The following is a 24,974-nucleotide window of genomic DNA, read 5'->3' on the forward strand; positions in this document are numbered from 1 at the left end:
CCCGCACAACGTGAGGGGCCGCGGGATTCGTCCCGTGGCCCTTTCGCGTTCCGTCGCATCGGCCCGCAACTAGGCTGGAGGCATGTCCGAACTCCTGCCCGCGCGCGAAGCCAAGCGCAAACTGGCACTGCGGCCCTATGCGCGGGCCGTGGCGCAGGTGCTGCGGGTCAGCTTCCGCGCCTCGCCGGCCGCCGTCGTGATGAAAATCGTTGGCTCGCTGATCTCGGCGCTGCTGCCGCTCGTCACCACCTACTTCGCCGCACTGACCACGACGGCCCTCGCGGCCGCCTACGCCGGTAACGCCGAGGCCGGGCGGCAGGCGATCGTCTACGTCGTCATCACGGCGGCGCTCGGCCTCTTCTGGGGAGCGTTCAGCAGCGTGGACCGCTACATCCAGCAGCTCATGAGCTTCCGGGTCGGCGCGATCGTCGGGGACCTGATGTACGAGCGGTTCCTCGCCCTCGACTTCTGGCGCTACGACGACAAGGAGACGGTGGATCTCTACGACCGGGCCAAGCGCTTCTCCGATTCCTACGCCCGCGTCCTGGACCGGATCGCCGCCATCTTCACCCAGCTGGTCTCGGTGATCCTGGCGATCGGCGCGCTGCTGCTGGTCAGCTGGTGGATCGCGGTGATTGTGCTGGCCGCGATCGTGCCCAGCGTCTACTTGCAGTTCAAACTCTCCCGCGAACAGATCGCGCACTGGAACACCCAGGTCGATTCGCGCCGGCAACGCAGGATGATCGAAATCAACCTGCTGCGGCCGCAGCATATCGCCGAGATGCGGCTCTATGGGATCGTCGGCTATCTGATGGGGCTGCGCTCCCGGCTCCGGGACGCGGACGAGAAGCGACGGCTGGACTTCCAGAAACGCTACATCCCCAAACAGCTCGCCGCCGACGCCCTGCAGTACGGCGCCGAGGTAGTCTCGCTGATCTGGGTGGTGGGACAGATCATCGCCCGGGCGCAGCCGGTGGGGCAGTTCCTCTACGTCCAGCAGATCGTCAGCCGCGCCCTGTCCACCGCCAACAGCCTGGTCTCCTCGCTCAGTTCGATCGACGAGGACCTCGCGAACCTCAAGGACTACGAGCTGTTTATGGCGCTGCCGGTGCACTCCGAACACGCCCCGCCCCTGCTCGAGGCGCCGCGGACCGTTGAACTGCGCGACATCCGCTTCACTTACACCGGCAGCGAGCTGGAGGTCATCAAGGGCATCTCGCTGACCATCCGGCAGGGCCAGCACATCGCCGTGGTGGGGGAGAACGGGGCCGGCAAGTCCACCCTGATCCGGATCCTCGCCGGGCTCTACCGGCCCGACTCGGGGCAGGTGCTGCTCGACGGCGTCGACCTCGCCGCCGTCGACGTGAAGTCCTGGCACCGCCACCTCGCGGTCCTCAGCCAGGAATTCCTGAAGTACGAGTTCGCCACCGCGGCGGAGAACATCTTCTTCGGCGACGTCGACGCGCCCCGGGACGACGCGCGGATCAGCCGCGCCGCCGCCGACGCCGAGGCCCTGGAGTTCATCAACAAACTGCCCAACGGGCTGGACAACCACGTCAGCAACTGGATGGAGGATCCGCGCGGCCGCAAGGGCAGCGGCCTCTCCGGCGGCCAGTGGCAGCGCCTGGCCATGGCCCGGAACTTCTACCGCGACGCGTCCTTTATGGTGATGGACGAGCCGACGTCGGCGATCGACGCGCTGGCCGAGCACCGGATCTTCACCCGGCTCTTCGCCGACCGCAGCAGCACCATCATCGCCATCAGCCACCGGCTCGCGACGATCGAGAAGGCGGACATCGTCTACATGCTGGAGGACGGCCGGATCGTGGAGCAGGGCACGCACAAGGAACTCGTGGCCCTCCGGGGCCGCTACTTCCGGATGTTCGAATCCCAGCTCGCCGTGGACGAGGCTGAAGGGGTCTGAGGGGCCGCGCGGTGAAGCCTGCCGGCGTGTCCGCGGGCTAGGTCGCCGTCACGGTGGTCCGCACCCGCGCCAGGCTGGGGGCGGCGGGAACGCTGCTGAAACCGAAGGTGACCGCGGGCCGGACGGCGGCAAGTGACCCGGCGTCGGCGCCGTCCCAGCTCACGCGGGCGGTCCCGATGTGGTGCAGATCCGTTACGCCGTAGTACTCCGTCCGTCCGCCCTTGGCGGCGCCCGCGGTGCGGGCTCCGGGGCTGATTCTGGCAGCGAGCGGACTGACGGCCCGCAACCACAGCGGGTGCACCGCCACCGGGCGCGGGACCAGGCGCACGACGCTGCCAAGCCGGGTGCGAACTCCGACGGCGGCCCGCACGCTGAGGGGACCGGCGTCGACGGTGAGCTGTCCTGCCTGATATGACGCCGCCACATCCACCACGAGGCTCTCGTCAAAGTTGTAGACCGAGGCGATGAAGTCACAGATCTCGGCGGTCGGAGCCAAGAGAATCCTGTGGCCCGAGGGAAGCTCCACCATGGCGTCGGCGAAGGATCCGAAGGGGGACCGCTGCCAGAGGCCCACCACCGCGCGCAGGCCGGATTCCGTTCCCAGGCCTGCAATATGGCCATCGAAGATCCACCCTTTATCCATGCCGCCAGCGTACCTCCCGCGGGAAACCGGCCATCCGCCGGTTACCGGTTCCGCCGGCGGCACATGCCCTCCCGTGACCGCGGCCCATGGACAAGGTGCCACAATGCAGGACCTGCGGGCACGGGCCGCGCCGGTCCAACGGCCGCGTCAAGTAAAGTGGGCACGTGACTTACGAGATTGAGATTGGCCGTGGCAAGCGTGGGCGTCGTGCCTACTCCCTGGACGACATTGCGATCGTCCCCAACCGGCGCACGCGCGACCCCAAGGACGTGTCCGTCTCCTGGCAGATCGATGCCTACAAGTTCGACATGCCCGTCATTGCCGCGCCGATGGACTCCGCGATGTCCCCGGAAACGGTCATCGCGCTGGGCCGGCTTGGCGGCCTCGGCGTCCTCGACCTGGAAGGGCTGTGGACCCGGTACGAGGACCCCCAGCCGGTGCTGGACCAGATTGCCGCCCTCGAGAACGAGACCAACAGCCCCGCCGTCACGCGCCGGATGCAGGAGCTGTACCAGGCCCCGATCCAGCCCGAACTGATCACCTCCCGGCTGGCCGAGATCCGTGCAGCGGGTGTCACAGTGGCCGGCTCGCTGACCCCGCAGCGCACCCAGGAGCACTACAAGACCGTGGTGGCCGCCGGCGTCGACATCTTTGTCATCCGCGGCACCACCGTCTCGGCCGAACACGTCTCCAAGGACCACGAGCCGCTGAACCTCAAGCAGTTCATCTACGAACTCGACGTCCCCGTGATCGTCGGCGGGGCGGCCGGCTATACCCCGGCCCTGCACCTGATGCGCACCGGCGCCGCGGGCGTCCTGGTCGGTTTCGGCGGCGGCGCGACCTCCACCACCCGCCGGGCCCTGGGCATCCACTCGCCGATGGCGTCCGCCATCTCCGACGTCGCGGCCGCCCGCCGGGACTACATGGACGAATCCGGCGGCCGCTACGTTCACGTGATCGCCGACGGCGGCATGGGAACTTCCGGCGACATCGTCAAGGTCATCGCCATGGGCGCCGACGCCGTGATGCTCGGCAGCGCCCTGGCCCGGGCCGAAGAGGCACCCGGCAAGGGTTGGCACTGGGGCCAGGAGGCCCACCACCTGGAACTGCCCCGCGGCGACCGGGCCAATGTCGGCACCGTCGGCCCGCTCGAGGAGGTCCTGTTCGGCCCGGGCCACCACACCAACGGCACCTCGAACCTGATCGGCGCGCTGCGCCGCTCGATGGCGACCACCGGCTACTCGGACCTGAAGGAATTCCAGCGCGTCGACGTCGTCGTCTCGCCCTACGCCGGGAACTGAGCCCTGCGCCGGGGCCGGTAAAGCCCTGCCCATCCGGAGAACTTGGAAGTAGTGTGGTGCACTACGAGGTTTGATCCGGATGGAGGCGTGAGATGAACAGTTTTCCCGGTGGTGCTCCCTTGGCCGGCGGTGCGCTTGGACCCGCGGAACGCGAAGCGTCCCTCGCGGTGCTCAAGGCCAGCACCGAGCCCGGCAAGGAACTCGACATCCTTATCGTCGGCGGTGGCATCGTCGGCTCCGGGGCCGCCCTTGATGCCGTGACCCGCGGCCTGAGCGTCGGCATCGTCGAGGCCAACGACTGGGCGGCCGGCACCTCGTCCCGGTCCTCGAAGCTCATCCACGGCGGACTGCGCTACCTGGAGATGCTCGACTTCGCCCTCGTCAAGGAGGCCCTGCACGAGCGCGGGCTGATCCTTTCCGTCCTCGCCCCGCACCTGGCCCGGCCCGTCCCCTTCCTGTACCCGCTGACCAAACGTTTCGTGGAGCGGCCCTACGTCGGATCCGGCATCGCCCTTTACGACGCCATGTCCATCACCGGCGGCCACAGCCGCGGCGTCCCGTTCCACAAGCACCTGAGCCGCCGGGGCACGCTTCGGGCGGCCCCGAGCCTCAAGGACGACGCCTTCGTCGGGTCCATCCGTTACTACGACGGCCAGGTCGACGACGCGAAGTACGTCGCCAACCTCGTGCGGACGGCGGCCTACTACGGCGCGCATGCCGTGAACCAGATGTCCGTGGTGGACTTCCTGCGCGAAGGCGAGCGGGTGGTCGGGGCCAAGGTCGTCAACCACGAGGACGGCTCGAGCTTCAACATCCGGGCCAAGCAGGTCATCAATGCCACCGGGGTCTGGACCGACGAGACCCAGGCCATGGTCACCGACCGCGGCCAGCTGAAGGTGCGTGCCTCCAAGGGCATCCACCTGGTGGTGCCGCGGGACCGCTTCCAGTCCACGGTGGGTCTGATCCTGCGGACCGAGAAGTCCGTGCTCTTCGTCATTCCGTGGGGCCGGCACTGGATCATCGGCACCACCGACACCGACTGGCACCTGGACAAGGCGCACCCCGCCGCGTCCAGCAAGGACATCGATTACATCCTCGAACACGTCAACAAGGTCCTCAAGCGGCCCCTGACCCGCGAGGACGTCGAAGGCGTCTACGCCGGCCTGCGGCCCCTGCTGGCGGGGGAGAACGACTCCACGGCCAAGCTGTCCCGCGAGCATGTGGTGGCGCACCCGGTTCCGGGCCTCGTCGTCGTCGCCGGCGGCAAATGGACCACCTACCGGGTCATGGCCAAAGACGCTGTGGACGAGGCCACACGCAGCATGGACGAGCGCGTCCCGCCGTCGTGCACGGAATCCATCCCGCTGCTCGGCGCGAGCGGGTTCAAGGCGGCGTGGAACAAGCGCAACCGGATGGCCGAGGAAACCGGCGTCCACGTCGCTCGGATCGAGCACCTGCTCAACCGCTACGGCTCGATGGCGCCGGAGGTGCTGGCCCTGATCGGAGAGAACCACGAACTGGCCGAACCGCTGCCGGGGGCGGACGACTACCTGGCGGCCGAAGCCGTCTACGCGGCCCGGTTCGAAGGCGCCCGGCACGTCCAGGACGTGCTGACCCGCCGGACCCGGATTTCGATCGAGGCCTGGGACCGCGGTGTGTCCGCCGCCCCGGTAGTCGCTAAACTGATGGGTGAGGTTCTCGGCTGGAGCGATGCGCAGCGCGAGAGCGAAATCAAGCACTACCTGGCCCGGGTCGACGCCGAACGGTTGAGCCAGGAGCAGCCGGACGACGAATCCGCGGACGCCGCACGGATGGGCGTGGAGGACATCGTCCCGCTGCGCTGACCGGGGCGCCGCACGGCGCACCACCAGTCGGCGTGCACCGACGCCAGATCGAAGGGACACCTCTTGGCGGAACCACTGGACCGGTACGATGCCGACCTCACCACGCCGCAGATGGTGATCCTGGAGCTGGACGCGAAGGACAAGTTCGACGCGGCGGCCCAGCTCGCGCAGCGGATGTACGACGCCGGCCGGATCTCGGACCTCGAGGGATTCCTCGGCCACGTGAACGCCCGCGAGCACCAGCTGGCAACCGGCCTGCCCGGCGGGGTCGGGTTGCCCCACGCACGCAGCGAGTTTGTCTCCCGCACCTCGATCGCGGTCGGCATCACGAAGTACGGCAAAGCGCTGGACTTCGGCGCCGCCGACGGACCGGCCACCGTGGTCCTGCTGATTGCGACCCCGGCCAGTTCCTTCTCGGACCACCTGGAGGTCCTCGCCACCCTGGCGCGCTCGCTGTCGAAGGAGTCCTTCCGGGAGTCCCTCCGCCGCGCCTACGACCCCGAGGTGATCTCCGAACTGATCAACTCGTCCCTGGTGTTCTTCGATCACTAGCACCGCCTTGTGCCGCCGTAGCCCGTTTCGTTGTTCTACGCAGGGACGAAGTACGGTTAAGGGGTGCTGAAAACCGCCCTCAAACCCCGCTGGATCGCAGGCCTCGTGCTTGCGCTCGTGATCTCCGGGGTCTTTGTGCTGCTGAGCCAGTGGCAGTTCGGCCGCTCCACGCGGGCCGAGGTACCGGTTTCCACCGGGACCGAGGAGCCCCGCCCGCTGACCTCGGTCCTGAAGCCCGGACAGTTCTTCCCCGGCTCGGTGGCGGACCAGGTGGTTACCCTCACCGGCAGCTACGATCCGCAGAAGCAGGTCCTCGTACCCGGGCGGATCCACGACGGCGCCAAAGGGTTCTGGATCGTCTCCGCCTTCGCCGTGCAGGGCGCCCCGGCCCTGTCCGGTGCCGGAGCTTCGGCGCAGACCTGGATTCCGGTGGCCCGCGGCTGGGTGGCCGACGCCGCGGACGCCGCAGCGCCGCCGTCGGGCCCCATTGAACTGACCGGCCGGCTCATCCCGTCCGAGGCGCCGGTACCCAACACCGACGCCGGACCCGGCCGCGCCAGCGCCGTCTCCGTCGCCGAACTCATCAACCTTTGGGACGTCAGCAGCTACCCCGGCTTCGTCGCTGCCAGCTCCGAGCGCTCCGCCGGGGCGGATGTGGCAGCCTCCGGCGCCATCAAGCCGCTGGCGATCGGCCCGCAGCCGCCGGCGCAGACGGTGAACTGGCTCAACCTGTTCTACGCCGCCGAATGGGTGGTTTTCGCCGGCTTTGCGCTCTTCATCTGGTGGCGCCTGGTCAAGGACGACTACCGCCGCGGCCTCGAAGACGCCCAGGATGAAGAGGCTGCCCGGCTCGCTGCCGCGGGCAGTCACGGCGACCTTCATTCTTCCGAAACCGACCCGCATCCCATCGAACCGAGAGTGCAACCATGATCGAGCCCAAGCCGGCCATCCAGCCGCAGCAGCCCCACGGAACGGGAACTCCCGGCGGCCGGAAGCGCCGCTTTGGCGGCACCGAGGCGCAGATCCGCTCCGCCCTCAAGTTCTACAAGGTGCTCGCGTACCTGACGGGCTCCATGCTGCTCCTGCTCTGCGCCGAGCTGATCGCCCGCTACGTCTTTGGCCACTACCTCTTCGCCGGCGGCACGAATGCCGTCACCGGCCAGCCGTTCGGCTTCGGCTTCACCGACGCCGAGCCTCCGGGGGTCATCGGGGGAGTGAACGTTTCGGTTGCGGTGCTGATTGTGCACGGCTGGATGTACGTCGTCTACCTGATGTCCAACTTCCGGCTCTGGTCGCTGATGCGCTGGCCGTTTGCCAAGCTCATCATCCTGGCCCTCGGCGGCGTCGTGCCGTTCCTGTCCTTCTTTGTGGAGAAGAAGTTCCATGCCGAGGTGGAGGCCGAACTCGCGGCCAACCCGCAGGCGCCGCAGCGCTACTGAACCGCCCTGCGGGACAGTGGAGCGCCCTCCTGTGAGTTCGCTTACCCGGGGCTTCTCAAGGTGCGGGGGACCAGCGGCGCAACGTAGGCTAGGACGGTGACCACTCCCACTGCATCCCAGACGTCCCACAGGCCGGTGCTGGTTGTTGACTACGGTGCCCAGTACGCGCAGCTGATTGCCCGCCGCGTCCGGGAAGCGAATGTGTATTCGGAAGTCGTTCCGCATACCTACAGCACCGAGCAGCTGCTGGCCAAGAACCCGGCCGCCATCATTCTCTCCGGCGGCCCCGCAAGCGTCTACGCCGAAGGCGCCCCGAGCGTGGGCGCAGACCTGTTCGAGGCCGGGGTCCCGGTGTTCGGCATCTGCTACGGCTTCCAGGCCATGGCCAACGCCCTGGGTGGCAAAGTGGCCCGGACGGGCCTGCGGGAGTACGGCTCCACCGAGACCACCGTCCTCGGGGAGGGCCGCTCCATTCTTGAGGGAATGCCGCAGCACCAGAGCACCTGGATGAGCCACGGCGACTCCGTCCACGAGGCCCCGGAGGGCTTCGAGGTGCTCGCGACGACGGCGGGCGCCGACGTGGCCGCCTTCGCCAACGAGGAGAAGTGCCTCTACGGCGTGCAGTGGCACCCCGAGGTGAAGCACTCCGCCTACGGCCAGCAGGTCCTGGAGAACTTCCTGTTCAAGGGCGCCAAGCTGGAACCTAACTGGACCACGGGCAACATCCTCGACGAGCAGGTTGAACGGATCCGCGAGCAGATCGGTGACGCCCGGGTGATCTGCGGGCTCTCCGGCGGCGTCGACTCCGCCGTGGCCGCGGCCCTTGTCCAGCGCGCCGTCGGCGACCAGCTGACCTGCGTCTTCGTGGACCACGGACTGCTGCGGGAAGGCGAAGCCGAACAGGTCGAACGCGACTTCGTGGCCGCCACCGGCGTCAAGCTTTACGTCGCCAATGAGCAGGAACGCTTCCAGGCGGCCCTGACCGGCGTGAGCGACCCCGAGACGAAGCGGAAGATCATCGGCCGCGAATTCATCCGCGCCTTCGAGGAAGCCGAACTGGCCATCATCGCCGAGGCCGCGGCGCATGGCGAGAAGATCAAGTTCCTCGTCCAGGGCACCCTCTACCCCGACGTCGTCGAATCCGGCGGCGGCGAGGGCGCAGCGAACATCAAGAGCCACCACAACGTGGGCGGCCTGCCGGAAGACCTGCAGTTCGAACTCGTTGAGCCGTTGCGCGCGCTGTTCAAGGACGAGGTCCGCGCCGTCGGCGCCCAGCTCGGCCTGCCGCAGGAAATCGTCGGCCGCCAGCCCTTCCCGGGCCCGGGCCTCGGCATCCGGATCGTCGGAGAAGTGACCAAGGAACGGCTGGACCTGCTCCGGAAGGCCGACGCCATCGCCCGCGCCGAGCTGACCGCCGCCGGCCTCGACAACGAGGTCTGGCAGATGCCGGTCGTGCTGCTGGCAGATGTCCGCAGCGTCGGCGTGATGGGCGACGGCCGCACCTACGGCCACCCGATCGTGCTGCGCCCGGTCTCCTCCGAGGATGCCATGACGGCCGACTGGTCGCGGCTGCCCTACGATCTCCTGGCCCGGATCTCCAACCGGATCACCAACGAGGTGGAGGGCGTCAACCGCGTCGTGCTGGACGTCACCAGCAAGCCGCCGGGAACCATCGAGTGGGAATAGCAGTGTGAATGGCCGGCCTCCTTTTGCGGGGCCGGCCATTCTCTTTTCCGGCCCGTTGCACGGAAGCGATTTGCCCCACGAATTTGACCCGCGCCAGTGTTGCGGCCCGGCACCGACGCCTGATTCGGGCTACCCTCGAAAGCATGCCGGTATGGTCCAGGGCGTCCCGCGCGAACTCAGAAACCGTGAGCACAGAAAAGAAGGCAGAAGTGTCAGTTGGTCAAGGCCACCCCGAGGGCTCCGAGGAGTTCAGGAAATGGCTGTCGGGTCTCAAGCCCGTCACCGGAGCAGACACCATGCTGCGTTTCACGAAAACGCCCGAAGGCTCCATTGACCTGACGCACGCCCATCCTTCCGGCCTGGCCCAGCTGATGGCCGGGCGCCGCACCCGCCTGTCCACCCTGATCCGGGACCGCCAGCAGTACGTCGTCGCGGCGCGCGCGTCGCGCAACCTCCGCTCCAAGATCTTCGAGCTCGCCAACGACCGCGGCATCGACGCCGGCTACCTCTCGGCCGGAACCGTCGTCTGGACCTCCGCCGTCGGCGGCAAGCCCCAGCGCGTGTCCGCGCCGGTCATGCTCACCGCCGTTTCCCTGACCGTCCGCCCCGGCGAGGACGACTACGAACTGCAGCTCACCGAACAGGCCCGGATCAACCCCGCCCTGATCCGGCACCTGAAGACCATCCACGGGATCGTCTTCGACGTCAATGCCGTGACCCGGATGGCCTACAGCACGGCCCGGTACGACCCGCAGCCGGTCCTGGACCGCCTTGGCACCCTGATCCAGTCGATCCACGGTGCGGACATCGAGCACAACCTCCTGGTCTCCACGTTCGCCGACCTCTCCGGGAACCTGGATGACCCCTGGATCAACCAGCACAACCCGCTCGTGGCCTCCCTCGGACGGGCCGCCGCCGGCACCCCGGTTGACGTCCCCGAGCTCAAGGAAGGGCGCTTCCCGAGCACCGATGAACGCAGCCCGGCCGACGAACTCCTGCTGCTCGACGCCGACACGGACCAGCAGTATGTCGTGGACGCCGTCCGTGCCGGCGACTCCCTGGTGGTCAGCAGCCCGCCCGGGACCGGCCAGACGCAGACCGCCATCAACACCATCGGCGCCCTCGTCGACGAGGGCAAGAGCGTCCTGGTGGTTGGCGACCGGCGGGCCAGCCTCGGTGAGATCTCGGCCCAACTGGAGTCACTCGGGCTCGAGTCGCTGCTGGTCCAACTCGCCGGCAACTCCACGCCGCTGCAGCTCAAGGGCCAGCTGGTCCGGGCGATCGTCCGGAACGAAAAGTCGCTGGAACCGCAGCTGAAGAACCTGCACTCCACGCTGACCGAGCACCGGCACGCCCTCATGGACCACGTCGCATCCCTGCACAACGTGCGCCAGCGCTGGGGGTGCTCGCCATACGAGGCCATGCAGTCCCTTGCGGCGCTGACCGCCATCCACCCGGCGCCGGCCACCACGGTCCGGCTCAAGCGCAGCGTACTGGACAACATCCGGGACCGCGAGGAACTGGCAGGACGGCTCCGCCGCGCTGCCGAGCTGGGCAGCTTCAGCCGCACCTCGACCATGAGCCCGTGGCACGGCGCCCGGCTGCTGACCCGCAAGGAGACCCAGGAAGCCCAGCAGGTGGCCCGCTCCGTCGCGGAAAAGCTCCCGCAGCTGCGCGAACGCATGAGCGGCGTCGCCGAGCACGCGGAGATCCGGCTCGGCGAAACCTTCGCCGAGTGGGGCGACCAGATCGACCTGCTGGTCGCAGTCCGCGAAAGCCTGGACAAGTTCACCCCGGACATCTTCGACCGGCCGGTCCACGACCTCATCTCCGCCACCGCCCCGTCCGCGTGGCGCCGTGAGCGGAACATCGACATGCCCTCGATGCAGCGCTCCCGGCTGCGCCGCGTGGCGAAGGAGTACGTCCGGCCCGGTGTGCACATCGCGGACCTCCACAGCTCGCTGGTGCTGGTCCAGGACCAGCGGGCCACCTGGGCCGAGTACGCCACCACCCAGCGGCACCCGGCCGTGCCGTCCGGACTCGCCGAGATCACGGCCCTCTACCGGGAGCTGGAGGCCGAGCTGGCTGAGCTCGCTGCGGCCGTGCGGCATACCCGCGCCGGGGGAGCCGTGCACGAGACCCCGTACAACGAACTGGTCGAGCGCCTGGAGCGGCTCGTCGCGGACACCGGCACGCTGGAAACCCTGCCCGAGCGGACGCTGCTGGTGGAGAACATGCGCGAGCACGGCCTGGGCGAACTGCTCGCCGACCTGGCCGAGCGCGAGGTGCCGGCCGAGTCGGTGGCGGCGGAGCTCGAGCTGGCCTGGTGGCAGTCAGCGCTCGAAGCCATGATCAGCGGCGACGACTACCTCGCCATGTCCGACGGCGATGCGCTGCGCCAGCTCGAGGCGGAGTACCGCCTTGCGGACAACGCCCACATCGCCAGCGGCGCGGCCCGGCTGCGCTGGAAACTGGCCGAACGCTGGCGTGGCGCCCTGACCGAGCACCCCCGGCAGGCCGAGCTGCTGCGCAGCCTGCTGAAGGACGGACGGGTCACGCCGGCGGCGCTGACCGCGCAATCGCCCGAGCTCGTGCCCAGGCTGGTGCCGGTCTGGTCCGTCAGCCCGTACCTGCTGACCACCCTGCTGCCGGCCGAGCAGCGCTTCGACGCGGTGGTGATCCTGGACGCCGAGGCGACATCCCTGCAGGCTGTGCTGCCCGCCGTCGCCCGGTCCCGGCAGGTCATCGCGTTTGGCGACGACAAGATCGCCAGCCCGCGCAGCTTCTCGGTGGGCGTCGAGCGGCTCGCCGCCGGCGAGAACCCGCACCAGCGCGTGGACAGCGCGTACCAGGCCCTGACCGCGGTCCTGCCTGTCTGGAAACTCAGGACGGTCTACCGTGCCGTCGACGAGGACCTCGTGCGGCAGCTGAGCAAGGGTTTCTACGCCGGCGAACTCCGCCGTCTTCCCGAGGGCCAGTCCGCCACCGGCCTGGACCGCACGCTGACGGTGGAATACCTGCCGGACGGGACCGGCCTGCCGAGTGCGGACCACGACGGCGTCGAATCGGTGGTCGCCGAGGTGAACCGTGTGGTGGAACTGGTCTTCGAGCACGCCCGGCTCCGGCCGCGCACCTCGCTGGCCGTGGTCACCGGCAGCCTGCGGCACGCGGCCCGGATCGGCGAGGCCATCCGGCTGCAGCTGCCCAACTACCCGCTGCTGGGCAGCTTCTTCACCGCCGGAGACGAGTCCTTCCGCGTGGTGGACCTGGAGCGGGCGCAAGGCCTGGTCCGGGACCGTGTCATCTTTTCGCCCGGTTACGGCCGCACCCCCCACGGCCGCGCGCTGCACAGCCTCGGCCCGCTCTCGGCCGACGGCGGCCGCGCCAAGTTCGCCCTCGCGATGACCCGGGCGCGGCGGTCGCTTCACGTGCTCAGCTGCTTCCGCCCGGAAGACCTGGACGTCAGCCGGCTCAGCCACGGCGCGGTGGACTTCTACGAGCTCCTGGACCGCGAAATAGCCGGCAACTCGGATCTGGGCAGCCCGGCATCCCGGGCCGCGGCCAGCGAACAAGCCCTGGGCGCCGACCCGCTGGTGGCCGACCTCGGCGACCGGCTCCGGGCCCGCGGGGCGCGGGTCTGGCATCAGTACGACGGGGTCCTCGACATGGTGGCCGCGGCGGACCCGATGCACACGATCGGCCAGGACGACGCCGAGATCCCCAGCCCGGTGGCCATCGAGTCCGACGGCACCGAGCGGTACCGGCGGATGAGCGTGCGTGAGCGCAGCCGCCTCCGTCCGCAGCTGCTGGAGCGTATGGGCTGGCGCTACATGCCACTATGGACCATAGAGGTGTTTACCGATCCGTCGGCCTGCGCGGACCGGATCGGCGGCTACCTCGGCCTGGAGAAGCCCGTGGCACCCAGCCGCTTGCGCAGCTCGCCGGGCTTTTCCGATGACATTGAAAACCTGAGCGTCGAGGACGGGCGGCACAGCTACGGCGGATCCGCCACTGCGCCCCAGGGGTGGTCCGCGGACGGTGACCGCGGGCAGGAATCAGCTATTGGCAACAAGGAGGGCGGCGGCATGAACGCAGACGGCGACAACCAGAACAACAACACCCGCGGCGGCGACCGTGACCAGAGCGCTCCAGAGGCCACGTCTCGGGATGCCCCCGCCCGGGAAGCGGTGCCCGCCGACACGCGGCAGCGGCCGGCCGCCGGGGGAGTGCTGCCCAACAAGGCTGCTGAGGACGATCCCCGGCGCTGGGGCGACCAGCCCGGCAGCTATGACCATGACGCCTGGTTGCAGGAACAGAAGCCTCCGCACTGGGGCTGAACGCCGGCCGGTGCTCCGGCTGAACGGCCCGCACACCCGGGCTGAACGGCCCGCGCGCTCCGGCTGACCGGTCCGGTGCCTGGCTATCCGGCTAGCCGGTCCCGGACCCGACCAGGACAAAGAACAACTTGCCCTGCGTGGATGCCCCGGCGAGTCGTCCGGCCTGGTCCGGGTTTGCCGCCACCACGATCAGCCCGTCGGTCTCTGCGGTGTCGAGCCAATGGCCGGTCCTGCCGCCGCGGGCGGAAGTCCACAGCACCGGAACCGCCGAGGCGAGCAGCTGGGACGGCGCGGCCTGCTCCGGGCCGCTGCCGCTGGTCATCACCACATTGATGAGCTGGCCGGGGGAGACCAGCTGGATGGAGGCGGGGTCGGCCATCCGAAGCGGCACGGCGGCCGCGCCCGGCGGGCTGCCGGCCAGCAGCCCCGGGCCGACAAGTAGGGAGTCCGCCAGGAGCTGGCCCTTCCGAAGGGCAACGGCGAGCTGTTTGCCCTCCAGCACGGTCCGGTCGAGAGTGCCGCCGGGGAGTGCCGCGGGCGGGATCTGGACGGCGACGAGGTCGGAGGTCGCCAGCACCCTGCCGGCCGGGAGATCCTTGGCCGCGGCCCACGCCGAAACAGTTGAATCTGGTGCGGGCGTCAGTTGCTGCACGGCCAGTCCGGTGGCGAGGCACAGCAGGAGGGCGACAGCCAGCCTCCGGTTGCGCCGGAGCCAGCCGCGGAGGCGCCTCGTCGGCTGGATTTTACGGACACCGCCGGACCCAAGGGCGGCGCGGGTCGGCCGGGACCGTGGGGTTGCGAGCGGTGGGCGGAGACTGCGGGCCATGGCACCACGCTATGGCCGCCCCGCGCGGCGGGGCAGTCACTGGCACGGCCATGTGGATAAAACGCAGCGGGACCACCCCGCAGGGGACGGCATAGTAGCCGAGCGCGCCGGGTACCGGCGTCGGCGGACCTAGCTGGCGGACCTAGCTGGCGGCGGCGGAAGCCGAAGCGGCGGGTGCTGCCGGGGCGGCCGCAGGGGCCACGGCGCTGCCCTTGGAGTCGCGGGAATCGGTCCGGTAAAAACCGGAGCCCTTGAAGACGACGCCGACGCTGTTGAACTTCTTGCGCAGGGTCCCCTCGCACTCGGGGCAGGACGTCAGCGAGCTATCCGTGAAGGACTGCACGATCTCGAAGGCGTGGCTGCAGTCCTTGCAAGCGTATGCATACGTGGGCACTGGGTTCCTCCTCTGGGACAAACGAGCAGGTCCCGGGCTGCTCGCCGAAAACTACGGCGTTAGCAGTCGCAGGGCCTGAGTGCCAATTCTATCACCCGGCGGGCGTGCCTAGGGTAGCGCGGAAAGCCGGATGAGGCCGCCCGGGGTCAGCGCGGCGGCAACCTTCCGGTCGAAGGACTCCGCGGGAATGCTGCCGGCGGCCAGCACCTCTGCGTCGTACACGATGGCCGCTGTCGGCAGAGGGCCGGTCTCGGACACCGGGACGCCCCACGGCAGGTCCCCGAGGGCGGCCAGGAACTTGTCGTAGTAACCGCCGCCCTGGCCGATCCTATTGCCGTCGCGGTCCAGGGCCGTGGCCGGCAGGAAGATCCCGGCCACGCCGAGCATGACGGAGGTATCGAACCGGGCGCCGACAGGCTCCTGGATGGGGGCGTAGCGGCTGCGGACAAACTCTGAGGCCGGAGTCCAATACACCCAGCTCAGCGCCAGGGCCGGTTCGCAGACCGGAAGCAGTACCCGGTGGCCGGCGCCGTGCAGCGCGGCCAGGAGGGGCAGGGTGGGGGGTTCGGAGCCGACGCCGAGGTAGGCCGCGAAGGTGCGCTTCCCGCCGTCGGCCAGCCCGGATGCCCAGGCGAGCCCGTGGCGGGCGATTGCCGCTCCGGCGGCGTCCAGCTCGGGCTGCGAGAGGGCGGCCCGGCCCCGTCGGTGGCGGGAGCGGATCTCGTCCTTGGCGCTCATGTGCGGGTGTCCTTTCGGCTAGGCGGCGCCGTCTGGCTGGGTGGCCGCTGCAGCCTTGCCGGCGGGGGACAATTACCTGAAGATTTGACCCCTCCGCTAGATTAGTCGAGTGATTACACCCAACGCCTCTGTTCGCAAGGCCGTCATCCCCGTAGCGGGCCTCGGCACCCGTTTCCTTCCCGCCACCAAGGCGATGCCCAAGGAAATGCTGCCCGTTGTGGACAAGCCTGCCATCCAGTACGTCGTCGAGGAAGCCGTCAACGTGGGCCTCAATGACATCCTGATGATCACCGGACGCAACAAGCGGGCCCTTGAGGACCACTTCGACCGCGTGCCCACCCTGGAGGCAACGCTGGAAGCCAAGGGCGACACCGCCAAGCTGGAATCCATCCAGGCTGCAAGCAACCTCGGCGACATCCACTACGTCCGCCAGGGTGACCCGATGGGCCTCGGCCACGCGGTGCTGCGTGCCAAGCAGCACGTCGGCCACGAACCGTTCGCCGTCCTGCTCGGTGATGACCTCATCGACGCCCGCGACGAACTGCTCAGCACCATGATCGAGGTCCAGGCCAAGACCGGCGGCTCCGTCGTCGCCCTGATCGAGGTCGACCCCTCCCAGATCAGCTCCTACGGCTGCGCCGACGTCGAGGCCGTCGAGGGCGAGGAATACGTCCGAATCAAGCAGCTCGTGGAGAAGCCCGACGTGGACGAGGCACCCTCCAACCTGGCCATCATCGGCCGCTACGTCCTGCACCCGGCGGTGTTCGAGGTCCTCGAGCGCACCGAGCCCGGCCGCGGCGGCGAAATCCAGCTCACCGACGCCCTCCAGGAACTCTCCGCCGGCGAGGGGGAAGGCTACGGCGTGTACGGCGTGGTCTTCCGTGGCCGCCGATACGACACCGGGGACAAGCTGAGCTACCTCAAGGCCTGCGTCCGGCTCGCCTGCGACAGCGAGGACCTGGGCCCCGGCCTGCGCGACTGGCTGCCCGGGTTCGCCTCCAGCCTGACCAAATAATCCAGTGGGGGGCAGCTTCGCCTGGCCGGTGACACTGGAGTGCGGCGACATCGTGCTGCGCCCGATCCGGTACCGGGACCGCAAGGAGTGGAGTGAAGTGCGGGCCCGCAACGACAAGTGGCTGGCCCCCTGGGAAGCCTCCAACCCGGTACCAGGCGGCGGGCTGCCCGACTACCGCCAGATGGTGCGCTCGCTCAAGGCGCAGGCCGCCCAGGCCACGGCGCTGCCCTTCGTCATTGCGGCCTGGACCCCGGGCTTCAAGGAACCGGTGATCGTGGGGCAACTGACGGTCTCGTCGATTGTCTGGGGTTCGGCCATGATGGCCACGCTCGGGTACTGGGTGGACCAGGACCGCGCGGGCCAGGGCATCGCCCCGACAGCCGTGGCGATGGCTACGGACTACTGCTTCCGCACCCTGGGGCTGCACCGAATGGAAATCAACATCCGCCCGGAAAACCGTCCCAGCCTGCGCGTAGTGGAGAAACTCGGGTTCCGCGACGAGGGGTACCGCCCGCGTTTCCTGCATATCAACGGACAGTGGGCGGACCATCGCAGCTTCGCTTTGACCGCCGAGGAAGTGCCCGAGGGGCTCTTGGCGCGGTGGCTGGAAAACCGCCCGGCGTAACGGCCGGATACCCCAGCCTGACCAGCGCTTTCGTCATTATTCCAGTGTTTTGGCAGTTGCCTTGCGACACACCGCCGGCAATGCCGCCTGCTCTGCCGTCTTGCTCATACGGTTTTGATTGTGGACTTCCCTCTTAGCAGCTCAGTGATCCTTGTCATTGCTGTTGCGCTCTGGATCGTATGGGTGGCTCCCTACATGCTCCGGAACGGCCGCCCCCAGCTGCAGCCGGCGGGCGAGCTCCTGATGGATGCCGCCGACGTAGGAAAAGCAGACCCCCAAGCCGGATCCGTCCTGACGATGACGGCCCCGCAGGAGAAACCGATGACGAGTACGCAGCGCCCCGAGTCCGCCCCGGGTTCCGTTGAGCCCGACGGCCACCGGAAGCCCGCAGCGGCCGGCCCGGCATTCCGGATCCGTTACGGTCGGCTGGTGCTTGCCCTGGCCGGACTGCTCTCGCTGCTGACCGGCGTCGTGTCCGCCGCCTTGCGGCTCTTCGGCCTGGGCTCGGGCTGGCTTGCCGTCTTCGCCTTGCTCGGAGCCGTCGTGGCCGTCGTGGTGCTGCGCAGGCTTGCCGTCCGGGACCGCCGGCGGAAGCTCAATGCCGCGTTCCGCTCGGCCATGGGCGCTCCGGCGCACGGGGCCTCCACGGCGCCGGCCGCTGACCGGGCCGATTCCGTCCGTGCCGCGGTTCCGGCGAAAGAAAGCCCGCTGTTCGACGCCGAAGCCGGCGCCGCGGCACCCAAGCCAGCCCCCAAACCCCTGACGGCCGACGAACTGCGCCAGGCCGCTCTGGCCGAGGCCGCCGCATCCGGCGATACCTCTGTCCGCCGCGTCGGCGATCCAGGCTCCGCCGAGGGCTCCAGCTGGGAGCCCGTGGAGGTGCCGAAGCCGACCTATGTCGAGGCGCCCAAGGCCGAACGCGCCGCTCCGCAACCACTGGACCTGCCGGAAGCCCCGAAGGCGGTGGGCAAACCGTCGCTCAAGCAGGCCACCGTGCGCCAGCCGGAGACCGCCGCCCCCGACTCGAAGCCGCTGGGCAAGGGCCAAAGCGCGCTCAGCAACCTCGACGACGTACTGCAGCGTCGCCGCGCCTGACCCTGGACTTCCGCCCCGGACAGACCCGTTATTTCGGCCGTCCGGGGCTTTTTGTTGCCCGCGGCAGGTAGCCTGAGGCGCATGACTAGCATCTGCGTTGCCGGGGGAACCGGGCAGGTGGGCCGCGAAGTGGTGCGCCAGGCTGTCGCCGGCGGGCACCGGGTGGCCGTGCTCAGCCGCAATCCGCCAGCGCCGGGCACCGCCGGACACGACGACGGCGCCGAGTACTTCCGCGGCGACGTCACCACGGGGGAGGGGCTGGCGGCGGCGCTGGCCGGCGTCGTCGTCGTCGTCGATTGCCTTGAGGGGCTCACGGGCAAGGCGCTGAAGAATTTCGCCGCTGGCGGCGGACGGTTGTTGGCCGCAGCCCAGGACGCCGGCGTGGAGCGGGCGGTGATGCTCTCAATCGTCAACTGCGACCGCAGCAGCGTCGGCTACTACCGGTCCAAGGCGGCGAAGGAAAGGGTCTATGAGCAGTCCGGGCTCGAGACCCTGGTGCTCCGCGCCACTCAGTTCCATTCCCTGCTGGCAGGCGTATTTGCCGCCGGCGCGAGGATCCGGCTGGTTCCTGTGGTGAAGGGAGCCCGGTTACAGCCGATCGCCCACTCCGAAGTGGCGGCTGCCCTGTTGGCGGCGGCACTGGAAGCCCCTTCCGGCGTCCGGCATCGCGTCCGGACCATCGGCGGTCCCGAGATTGTGGACATGCGCGAGCTGGCACGTTCCTGGCAGCGGGCAACGGGTGCGCGCGGCCGTCTCGTGGAGCTGCCGCTGCCCGGAGGGATGGGCAGGTACCTGCGGGCGGGCCTGAATCTGGTGCCCGAAGAACGACACGGCACGCAGACATTTGAGGGCTGGCTGGCAATGCGGGCGGATAGTTTGTAGCCTAAGAACGTTGATAGCGCCGTTCCCCTCGGGAGCGGCGTTGTTGCGGGGCTATAGCTCAGTTGGTAGAGCGCTTCGTTCGCATCGAAGAGGTCAGGAGTTCGAATCTCCTTAGCTCCACAATTTGCAGGGGTCCTTGAGACCGCGAGTTGCATTAAACACTTTGATGACACGTTGGGCCGGTAGACGACTCAATGAACCCAACGCGAGACAGGCCTTGTGTGCGAGGTGGGTCAGCCTAGCGAAGCCGCGGATCCCGATGCGGACGCGGAAGAGCCGCGTTGATGCGGAGTAGCTCTACCGTGCCCGTCTCATTGCCGAAGGCACGAATGCCTCGCACGCCGCCAAGACCATCGGCTGATCCAAAGCCTCCCTCTACCGGTTTGTATACGGTGAAGTTCGCGTTCCCGAACGCACCCGGGGTCCGTCCAGCACGTCGCCCGGGAGGTGCTGTCGGCCCGTGACGCAGGAATTGCCAAGGATCGGCCCAGTATTGCGAGAACGCTCTGACGTATTTCGATCTGTCGGGTAACGTGGCGCCCGGATGGCCGCGGGGGCGGCCTGGCACACTCAAGTAGGTCTTCAGGAAGGACCAACACTCATGGCAGGAATCTTCTCTCTTCTCGGCGCCCTTGGTACCACCGGCAAAGTGGTTGTTGTAGCTTCGGTGGTCGCCACCGGCGGCGCCGGCGCAGCAATCGCTTCCACCGCGACAGTCGCCCCGAGTGATCCGGCCGTCACCACGGTGACGCCGGTCCCGTCGGCCACGACCGACCCGACGGTTACCCCGACCACCGCTCCGGCAGCTCCGGCACCGGTTGCGCCCGCTCCGGCGACCACGTCCCCGGCTGCGATCCCGTCGGCACCAGGGACGGACCCGGCAGCTCCAGCCCCGGTGGCCACGGCTCCCTTGGCTCCGGCACCTGTCGCTCCGGCCCCGGCCGCATCCGAGCCCGCTGAAGCCAACGAGGCAGGCGAGGTCGGCGAGGTCGAGGTCGGCGAGGTCGGGGAGCACGCGGACGGGAACAACGAAGCCGGTCAGGCGAACGCCGGAGAGCATCGCGACGAGCAGGGTGAGCACAACGAGCACCCAGCCGCTGCCCCGGCCGCTGCTGCGTCGGCTGCTCCGGCCACCGGTCACGGTGAGTCGGGCCGCAATGACTCCGGCCACGGCGACTCCGGCGAGCACGGCAAGTCCCGCAAGTAACACCTGGCAGAAGGGCCCCGGAGCGAACGTGCTCCGGGGCCCTTCTTGTTGCGTCTGCGAGTATGTCGAGATTATGGTGCGCTCCCGGGCGCCTCGCCATCATCCACTTGTTCGCAGGCTGGCGTCCGGCGGTCAAGACGGCGGCATTACGCCGGCCGGTGTTTGCTCTATTTCGCCGCGTCCTGCTGGTCGTCCTTGCGGGACGGCAGCACGAGGAGAGCGTCCCCGACTGCCCGTTCGGCCCCACCGGCCGGGGCATTGAGAACGGCTCCGCCGGCGACTGCCGTTGTGGATCCGCCGCCGTCGAGGTTGATCGCCTGGACCATGCCCAGGGACCTGGCGACGTCGGCCTCTTCCTTCAGACTCAGGCCCAGCGAGTTGGTCGACCGTCCGTCGGCGGTGACCAGCATCGTTTTGCCCTGCGCGTCGATACCCGCAAAGGTCCTCGGATTCCGCTTATGGACCCAGCCGTAGTAGAAGCTGTTCCCGTCGTTGGCGTGAACCATGCCGTCGCGCTTGACGGTGACGTCCTCCTGGCCGTCCTTGACGAGCACCGGTCCGCCGTTCACAACGCTGGTGGCTTTGTTGGCGTGGAGGACTTTCCCGCCCAGGTCGACAAGATCGGTGCCGATTCTCAGCTTGGCGCCGACCGGGGCAAGCGCCCGGAGTTTCGCCACGTCGTTGCCGGTGGCCTGGACGGTGCGCCCGCCGGCGGGAACGGCCTCGCCGCGGGTCTCGGAGACGGCCATGACGGTGTTGTGGCTGTCCACCGCGACCTCGAGCCCGGGGCCGGCAGGCGTTGAGGGCCCGAATTCCGGGGTGAAGGTGACGATCTCGTTAGCGTTCGTGCAGGTCACGTCATGCAGGGCCAGCGGGGTCGGCAGGTCGTTGGCGCCACCGCAGTTGCGGATCAGGCCCGGCACACGGTCGATGCCGTCCAGGGCGACCTCACCGGCGGCGGAGGAAAGAGACCCGGACCAGGTCAGTCGCTCGACTGAGGTTTTGTTCTTCTCCCCGTCAATGACGAGGGCAGGACGGTCCGCCACGGGCTCGCTAAGTGTCTTGCCGCCGTAGACGCCGACGCCGGCTGGATCCCCCTCCGCTCCTGCCTTCGGGTCAAAGACGAAGAAGCCGGCGTTGACCCCGGCGATGGCGTGCGCGTCGGCCGCCAGTTGGCTGGTTGTCTCGCGCTTCTCCAGGTCTGGGCCGAAGGAGGCAGAGAGCTGTCCCTGGTAGGCCTTCGGGTCGATCGTGATGACGTCGAGGTTCCATGGGCCGCGGGTTTTGGTACTGGTGTCGCTGTCGCCGTCCCAGCCGGTGTAGACCACCGACGAGGCGAACCCTGCGGCCTTGATCCGCGCAGCAATAGGATCCCCGCCGGCTTTCGTGGTGAACCGGCCGGCCCTGACCCGGTAGCCCAGGTCGCCGCCGGCGTCGGCCAGTTGCGGGGACTGGACATGTTCGACTCGGGCGTCGACGCCGGCGGCCTTGAGCTTGTCAGCCGTAGCCTGTGCCGTTGCCTGGCTGGAAAGCGCCGAGGAGGGCGCGTCCGGATCCGGCGAGTCGGCCGGGATGGCCACCTCGGCAGTCCAAAAGAGCGCGGCGTCTGTCCCGCCACGGCTGATTTTGGTCAGCGTCACACCCGGGGCCAGGGTGCTGACCTCCCGTTTTTCCGGCAGGTCAGGGGCACCCAGGGTAAGGTGGGCGCCCTGGTTGGCGCCCGCATCACCTTTCTGCCCGTCGGCCGCCTGAGCGGGGCCCGAGGGGCTGAGGAGTGCTGCAAAGATGGCGAGGATCAGGCCGCCGGTCAGTGCGTTACGGTGCGTCGGGGAGGAATTCATGGGTCAACCGTATAGAGATACCTCGGCGGGATCCGGCCAAAAGCCGGCCCGGGGATATTTGTTGACCAGGGCTTCAAATTAGGTTCACGCGAGCCGCGCCGGTCTGAGCGGTGGCCAAGACGTCTGTGCCCGGGCGAATGTCTTTCCAAGGTGAAGACGAGGTGAACAGTAACTCAGGAATCCCGCAAGAAGGCTGAATACCGCTGGTGACTATGCCTACCTTGGTTGTGGGCGGTCGGCTAGTCCGAGCACGCGGTGAGGCAGCCGCAGCCTGATCCGAGAAATATCCAATGAGCAATCAAGACGAGAAATTCCGGAGGTCTCTATGCCTATTCTGACCAGTTTTGCAGCCAGCAAGTTCCTCATCACCTCGGTGACCGCGGGTGCGGTCGCCCTTGGCGGCGGCGCGGCAGCGTTCACGAGCATCACCACTGTCGACGGCGGCAGCCAGCCGGCGATTACGGCCCCCGCGCCGACTGAGACGCCTTCAGGAACACCGACGGCACCCTCGTCGCCCGCCGCGGAAACGCCGTCGCCCGCCCCGACTACCTCGGCGCCGGCACCCGTCCCTTCAAGTCCGGCCGCTTCGGCGCCGGCCATTGAAACGCCGGAAACCGGCGAAGGCGACAAAGCCGGAGAAGATGCCGTAGGCGCGGAAGAAACTGAGGCAGACGGAGATGGCGCGAAAGCCGAGGCCGCAAAGCCTGCCGCGCCAGCGGCGGAGCCTGTACAGGCCAAGCCCGCCGCAGCCGCTCAAGCCTCGGAAGACAAGGAGGTCTCCGAGCATGCAAAGACTCGCCACGATGAGGGCCTTCAGCGGGGCCGTGCGGACCAGGACGGCCACGACAACAGCCGGCACGGAGACCATCACGAAGGGTCCGACCGCTTCGGACGCTAACAACTGACACGTCAGGGAGGGCCTTGGGGGCCCTCCCTGACGTGTGTTCTAAACCCGGCAGCGCAGCGCGCCCCTCGGGAGGCCGGTCCCTCCGGTCCAGCAGGCCCGGCGCTTAGCTGCTTAGCCTCCCTGGCTGGTGGCCTGGCAGGTCTGGTCGCTGGCCGTCTGGGAGACCGCACCGTCGGCATTCGACTCCGGGGCTGACGGCTTGGTGCCCGCGGCGAAGTCCTGGCCGGCGTAGAGCTGGACACCGTGGACGCCGGCTACCTGCTGGACGCTTGCGGGCGGCAGGCCGAACAGTGCAGCGACGTCGGAGGCGACGTCCGCGAAGCCGGCGCCGTAGTAGACCATGGTTTGCGGCCGCGGCTGGGCCTGAATCCGGGCAAGTTTGGTGAACCCGGCCCCGGTGAGGAGCGCCCCGATCTCGCTGCTCCTGCCGGGCAGGTTGGTGCCGTTGGCGACGGTGACCGGCTGAAGGGCCTTGTCATAGGCCGGAGCCGCGGGCGCGCTGGGCGCCTCGGCCGGTGCTTCCGACGACGGCGCAGGCTGGGAGAGATCGGGGCTGCGGCGCAGGGCAGCAAAGAGATTTGAGGCGGCGGGTTCGTCCAGGCTCAGCCGGTTGGGATCGGACGCGGCGGGCACGGTCGGGGCAGTGATGAAGTTGACCTTGGCCGGGTCGATGTTCTTGAGCCGGCCGGCGAGGGTCAGCATGGTCGGGACGGAGGCGAGCCCGTCGTCGACCGTGAGGTTCTTGGTCATGGTGTCGGCAATGCCCAGGACCTTTTGGGGATCGCCCAGGGTGCCGTCGGCCTTGAGTTTCCTGGTCAGCGAAGCCAGGAAGGACTGCTGGGCCTTGATCCGGCCAAGGTCCCCGCCGTCGGCGAAGGCGTGACGGGTCCGCAGGAAGGCCAGGGCCTGTTCGCCCTGGACCTGGGAGGTGCCCTTCGGCAGGCGCAGGCCGGAATCGGGGTCGTTGACGGCGGAAGCGACGCAGACATCAACGCCGCCGACGGTGTTGGAGAGTTCCTTCACGGCGTTGAAGTCGGCCATCATGAAGTGGTCCACTTCGAGTCCCGTGAGCTTGCTTACCGTGTCCACGGCACAGCCAATCCCGGCCTCTGCCATGGCGCTGTTGATCATGGCCCCGGGACGGGCCGCGTGATCCTGGTTGGTGGCGCTGTCCTTACAGGCCGGGACGTCCACCAGCAGGTCCCGGGGGAAGCTGACGACGTTGACGTGGTTGTTGTCCGCCGAGATGTCCAGCAGCATCATCACATCGGACTGACCGTAGCCCGAGGAATCGGCCGCGGACCCGTACTGGCCGTTCTTGCCGCTGCGGGTGTCGCTGCCCAGGACGAGGATTTGCAGCCGGTCCTTGCTGTCATCGACGGGGCCTTCGGTCCGCACACCACCGGCGCCCAGGGCAGAGGTGCTGATGTTGGACTGGAGCCGCCAGAGCCAGTAGCCGCCGAATGCGACAACAGCGACCAGGAGCGCTACAGCGACGATGCCGGAGACTTTGAGCCAGCGAGGACGCCGCCGGCCGGGGTGATTAAGGCTGCTTTCTACCAGAGTGCCACGCCCGGGATACGGGGCGGGGGCGCCGGTTTCCCGGCCGGGCAAATCGTGACGCAATGGGGCTACCTCTCCGGGGACGTGCGGACCCGGCCATGTTACTGGGTGTTGCTGGGAAGCCACCCAGCAACACCGTATGCGGGGCGCCCGAA

Annotated in this window: 20 protein-coding genes and 1 tRNA gene; 15 read left to right on the plus strand and 6 right to left on the minus strand. The window is 68.7% G+C overall.

Annotated features, from left to right (window positions below; all coding sequences use genetic code 11):
• The first annotated feature begins 82 nt into the window (after positions 1 to 82).
• Positions 83 to 1,924, plus strand: coding sequence for an ABC transporter ATP-binding protein (locus tag ACZ5Z0_RS13660; protein WP_464108886.1), 1,842 nt, complete (start codon positions 83 to 85; stop codon positions 1,922 to 1,924).
• 37 nt (positions 1,925 to 1,961) lie between these two features.
• On the opposite strand, the gene ACZ5Z0_RS13665 is transcribed toward ACZ5Z0_RS13660, so the two are convergent.
• On the minus strand, positions 1,962 to 2,567 hold the full coding sequence (locus tag ACZ5Z0_RS13665) for a hypothetical protein (RefSeq protein WP_464108887.1): 606 nt from the start codon (positions 2,565 to 2,567) through the stop codon (positions 1,962 to 1,964).
• A 164-nt stretch (positions 2,568 to 2,731) separates the two neighbouring features.
• Between ACZ5Z0_RS13665 and ACZ5Z0_RS13670 the strand changes: the two genes are divergently transcribed.
• The 7 genes from ACZ5Z0_RS13670 to ACZ5Z0_RS13700 all read left to right on the plus strand — a co-directional run bounded on the left by ACZ5Z0_RS13670 (position 2,732) and on the right by ACZ5Z0_RS13700 (position 13,726).
• Positions 2,732 to 3,868 carry a GuaB3 family IMP dehydrogenase-related protein gene (locus ACZ5Z0_RS13670; protein WP_464108888.1) on the plus strand — a complete coding sequence of 379 codons (1,137 nt, stop codon included), beginning with the start codon at positions 2,732 to 2,734 and terminating at the stop codon, positions 3,866 to 3,868.
• 92 nt (positions 3,869 to 3,960) lie between these two features.
• Positions 3,961 to 5,712, plus strand: a complete 1,752-nt coding sequence (locus tag ACZ5Z0_RS13675) for a glycerol-3-phosphate dehydrogenase/oxidase (protein WP_138768638.1) — start codon at positions 3,961 to 3,963, stop codon at positions 5,710 to 5,712.
• Between the two features lie 63 nt (positions 5,713 to 5,775).
• Positions 5,776 to 6,264 (plus strand): PTS sugar transporter subunit IIA, encoded by a 489-nt coding sequence (locus tag ACZ5Z0_RS13680; RefSeq protein WP_464108889.1) that lies wholly within the window; start codon positions 5,776 to 5,778, stop codon positions 6,262 to 6,264.
• A gap of 63 nt (positions 6,265 to 6,327) precedes the next feature.
• Positions 6,328 to 7,194 carry an SURF1 family protein gene (locus ACZ5Z0_RS13685; protein WP_464108890.1) on the plus strand — a complete coding sequence of 289 codons (867 nt, stop codon included), beginning with the start codon at positions 6,328 to 6,330 and terminating at the stop codon, positions 7,192 to 7,194.
• Positions 7,191 to 7,703, plus strand: a complete 513-nt coding sequence (locus tag ACZ5Z0_RS13690) for a DUF3817 domain-containing protein (RefSeq protein ID WP_138768641.1) — start codon at positions 7,191 to 7,193, stop codon at positions 7,701 to 7,703. Before ACZ5Z0_RS13685 ends, ACZ5Z0_RS13690 begins: the two co-directional genes overlap by 4 nt.
• A gap of 96 nt (positions 7,704 to 7,799) precedes the next feature.
• Positions 7,800 to 9,389, plus strand: coding sequence for a glutamine-hydrolyzing GMP synthase (gene guaA, locus ACZ5Z0_RS13695; RefSeq protein WP_464108891.1), 1,590 nt, complete (start codon positions 7,800 to 7,802; stop codon positions 9,387 to 9,389).
• A gap of 209 nt (positions 9,390 to 9,598) precedes the next feature.
• The gene (locus ACZ5Z0_RS13700) at positions 9,599 to 13,726 is read left to right on the plus strand and encodes an AAA family ATPase (RefSeq protein ID WP_464108892.1); all 4,128 of its coding nucleotides are present in this window, start codon (positions 9,599 to 9,601) and stop codon (positions 13,724 to 13,726) included.
• Between the two features lie 91 nt (positions 13,727 to 13,817).
• On the opposite strand, the gene ACZ5Z0_RS13705 is transcribed toward ACZ5Z0_RS13700, so the two are convergent.
• The 3 genes from ACZ5Z0_RS13705 to ACZ5Z0_RS13715 form a co-directional block, all read right to left on the minus strand.
• On the minus strand, positions 13,818 to 14,552 hold the full coding sequence (locus ACZ5Z0_RS13705; RefSeq protein WP_464108893.1) for an RcpC/CpaB family pilus assembly protein: 735 nt from the start codon (positions 14,550 to 14,552) through the stop codon (positions 13,818 to 13,820).
• 142 nt (positions 14,553 to 14,694) lie between these two features.
• Positions 14,695 to 14,946, minus strand: coding sequence for an FmdB family zinc ribbon protein (locus tag ACZ5Z0_RS13710; protein ID WP_138768645.1), 252 nt, complete (start codon positions 14,944 to 14,946; stop codon positions 14,695 to 14,697).
• A gap of 108 nt (positions 14,947 to 15,054) precedes the next feature.
• Entirely contained in the window at positions 15,055 to 15,684 is a 630-nt protein-coding gene (locus ACZ5Z0_RS13715) for a 5-formyltetrahydrofolate cyclo-ligase (protein WP_464108894.1), read from the minus strand.
• A 109-nt stretch (positions 15,685 to 15,793) separates the two neighbouring features.
• Here ACZ5Z0_RS13715 and galU point away from each other — a divergent pair, with 109 nt between their 5' ends.
• From galU to ACZ5Z0_RS13745, 6 genes are all read left to right on the plus strand, one after another.
• Positions 15,794 to 16,699, plus strand: a complete 906-nt coding sequence (gene galU, locus ACZ5Z0_RS13720) for a UTP--glucose-1-phosphate uridylyltransferase GalU (protein ID WP_464108895.1) — start codon at positions 15,794 to 15,796, stop codon at positions 16,697 to 16,699.
• A 4-nt stretch (positions 16,700 to 16,703) separates the two neighbouring features.
• Positions 16,704 to 17,324: a GNAT family N-acetyltransferase gene (locus tag ACZ5Z0_RS13725; RefSeq protein WP_464108896.1), complete on the plus strand. Its 621-nt coding sequence runs from the start codon at positions 16,704 to 16,706 to the stop codon at positions 17,322 to 17,324.
• A gap of 144 nt (positions 17,325 to 17,468) precedes the next feature.
• Positions 17,469 to 18,419: a hypothetical protein gene (locus tag ACZ5Z0_RS13730; RefSeq protein WP_464108897.1), complete on the plus strand. Its 951-nt coding sequence runs from the start codon at positions 17,469 to 17,471 to the stop codon at positions 18,417 to 18,419.
• Between the two features lie 81 nt (positions 18,420 to 18,500).
• Positions 18,501 to 19,301: an SDR family oxidoreductase gene (locus ACZ5Z0_RS13735; RefSeq protein WP_464108898.1), complete on the plus strand. Its 801-nt coding sequence runs from the start codon at positions 18,501 to 18,503 to the stop codon at positions 19,299 to 19,301.
• A 47-nt stretch (positions 19,302 to 19,348) separates the two neighbouring features.
• Positions 19,349 to 19,421 (plus strand) — tRNA-Ala (locus ACZ5Z0_RS13740).
• Positions 19,422 to 19,902: 481 nt separating this feature from the next.
• Positions 19,903 to 20,508 (plus strand): hypothetical protein, encoded by a 606-nt coding sequence (locus ACZ5Z0_RS13745; RefSeq protein WP_464108899.1) that lies wholly within the window; start codon positions 19,903 to 19,905, stop codon positions 20,506 to 20,508.
• A 167-nt stretch (positions 20,509 to 20,675) separates the two neighbouring features.
• Here ACZ5Z0_RS13745 and ACZ5Z0_RS13750 read toward each other — a convergent pair whose 3' ends face one another.
• On the minus strand, positions 20,676 to 22,349 hold the full coding sequence (locus ACZ5Z0_RS13750; RefSeq protein WP_464108900.1) for a phosphodiester glycosidase family protein: 1,674 nt from the start codon (positions 22,347 to 22,349) through the stop codon (positions 20,676 to 20,678).
• 325 nt (positions 22,350 to 22,674) lie between these two features.
• Here ACZ5Z0_RS13750 and ACZ5Z0_RS13755 point away from each other — a divergent pair, with 325 nt between their 5' ends.
• Positions 22,675 to 23,247 (plus strand): hypothetical protein, encoded by a 573-nt coding sequence (locus ACZ5Z0_RS13755; RefSeq protein ID WP_464108901.1) that lies wholly within the window; start codon positions 22,675 to 22,677, stop codon positions 23,245 to 23,247.
• A gap of 120 nt (positions 23,248 to 23,367) precedes the next feature.
• Here the strand turns inward: ACZ5Z0_RS13755 and ACZ5Z0_RS13760 are convergent, their stop codons facing one another.
• A complete protein-coding gene (locus ACZ5Z0_RS13760; protein ID WP_464108902.1) occupies positions 23,368 to 24,882 on the minus strand; it encodes an LCP family protein in 1,515 nt (504 codons plus the stop codon).
• Positions 24,883 to 24,974: the final 92 nt, after the last annotated feature.

It is taken from the genome of Arthrobacter sp. T2-23, assembly GCF_055398325.1.

Coding starts and splice junctions, on each gene's coding strand:
- ACZ5Z0_RS13755 (WP_464108901.1), top strand. CDS start 22,675: ATGCCTATTCTGACCAGTTTTGCAGCCAGCAAGTTCCTCATCACCTCG.
- ACZ5Z0_RS13705 (WP_464108893.1), bottom strand. CDS start 14,552: ATGGCCCGCAGTCTCCGCCCACCGCTCGCAACCCCACGGTCCCGGCCG.
- ACZ5Z0_RS13665 (WP_464108887.1), bottom strand. CDS start 2,567: ATGGATAAAGGGTGGATCTTCGATGGCCATATTGCAGGCCTGGGAACG.
- ACZ5Z0_RS13750 (WP_464108900.1), bottom strand. CDS start 22,349: ATGAATTCCTCCCCGACGCACCGTAACGCACTGACCGGCGGCCTGATC.
- ACZ5Z0_RS13715 (WP_464108894.1), bottom strand. CDS start 15,684: ATGAGCGCCAAGGACGAGATCCGCTCCCGCCACCGACGGGGCCGGGCC.
- ACZ5Z0_RS13735 (WP_464108898.1), top strand. CDS start 18,501: ATGACTAGCATCTGCGTTGCCGGGGGAACCGGGCAGGTGGGCCGCGAA.
- ACZ5Z0_RS13745 (WP_464108899.1), top strand. CDS start 19,903: ATGGCAGGAATCTTCTCTCTTCTCGGCGCCCTTGGTACCACCGGCAAA.
- ACZ5Z0_RS13675 (WP_138768638.1), top strand. CDS start 3,961: ATGAACAGTTTTCCCGGTGGTGCTCCCTTGGCCGGCGGTGCGCTTGGA.
- ACZ5Z0_RS13690 (WP_138768641.1), top strand. CDS start 7,191: ATGATCGAGCCCAAGCCGGCCATCCAGCCGCAGCAGCCCCACGGAACG.
- ACZ5Z0_RS13660 (WP_464108886.1), top strand. CDS start 83: ATGTCCGAACTCCTGCCCGCGCGCGAAGCCAAGCGCAAACTGGCACTG.